We start from the raw sequence: 1,254 nt of genomic DNA, 5'->3' as shown, positions 1-1,254 counted from the left end.
GGTTCGCGGACCGGGGCGTAGCCGCGCCGCTTGTCCACCACGTTCGGCAGCGGGCGCCCGGCCGCCCAGAGCTCGAACATCGTCACGAACTGCTCGCTCAGCCGGTCCTGCCGGCCCACCGTGTCCCCGCCCATGTGCGGGGACACGATCAGATCCGGTACGTCCCACAGCGGACTCTCCGTCCCCAGCGGCTCCCGCTCGAACGCGTCCAGCGCCGCGCCCGCGATCCACCGCCTGCGCAGCGCCCCGGCCAGGTCCTCCTCGACGACCAGCGGGCCGCGCCCCACGTTCACGAAGCGGGCCGAGGGCTGCATCAGCCCGAAGAGCCGGGCGTCGAACATGCCGCGGGTCGCGTCGGTGAGCGGGGCGGCGCAGATCACCCAGTCGGCCAGCGAGGCCAGCCGGTCCAGGTCCCCGATGCCGTGCACGGTGCGCCGCGCGGTGCGCCCCACCAGGGCCACCTTGAGGCCCAGGCCCATCAGCAGCCGGGTGATCTCCCGCCCGACCGGGCCCGCGCCGACGACGACCGCGCGGCTGCCCGCGAGCCGGGCGGTCTCGCGGTGGCGCCACTGCCGCCGCCGCTGGAGGTTCAGGGTGCCCGGGAGGTCCTTGGCGAACGCCAGCAGCAGCCCGGTCACGTACTCGGCGACCGGCCGCTCGAAGATGCCCCGGGCGTTGGTCAGCACGGTGTCGCAGGCCGCCAGCTCCGGGCAGATCAGCCGGTCCACCCCCACGCTCGCCGTGTGCACCCAGGCCGGGCGCGGCCCGTCGCCGGGCCAGGCGTCCCGTACCGCGTCGGAGGCGGAGTCCCACACCAGCAGCACGTCGGCGGCCGGGAGCAGGGCGGGGAGCCCGGCCCCGTCCGTGTGCCGGATGCGGGCTTGGCCGGTCAGCCGGCCCAGGCGCGGCGAGGGGGAGGTGTCCAGGACGAGCACGGTGGGCTCCGGCATGAGAGTCGCTCGCTCCGCTGCGTCCGGGGGTGCGGACCGACCACGCTCGCAGCCGGACCGCCGTCCGTCAACGGGGCGTCGTGGGATTCGCGGCGTATGGGGGAATACTTGGATGGAACGGGCATTTCCGGTGCGGGGTCACGGACGGCTCGGTGCGGGGGCCCGGACGGCACAGGAAGGGGCGGACACGTGGACATGACGACCGTCGGAATCCTCTACCCGGGCGGCTTCGCCCGGGACGACTATCCGCGGATGGAGATCCTGCTCGACGCCGTCCGGCTGGTGGTGCACCGCACCGAGGTGG

The 1,254-nt window shown here is 74.9% G+C and carries 1 protein-coding gene; it reads right to left on the bottom strand.

Annotation, left to right across the window (positions count from 1 at the left end):
- Positions 1 to 950 (bottom strand): D-2-hydroxyacid dehydrogenase (locus ACFWGZ_RS41045; RefSeq protein ID WP_382456982.1); only part of this gene is annotated, 950 nt, incomplete at its 3' end.
- Positions 951 to 1,254: the final 304 nt, after the last annotated feature.

Origin of the sequence: Lentzea sp. NPDC060358 (genome assembly GCF_042725365.1) — a bacterium.
Classification (GTDB): Bacteria; Actinomycetota; Actinomycetes; order Mycobacteriales; family Pseudonocardiaceae; genus Lentzea.
This window is presented reverse-complemented; position numbering and strand designations above follow the sequence as displayed.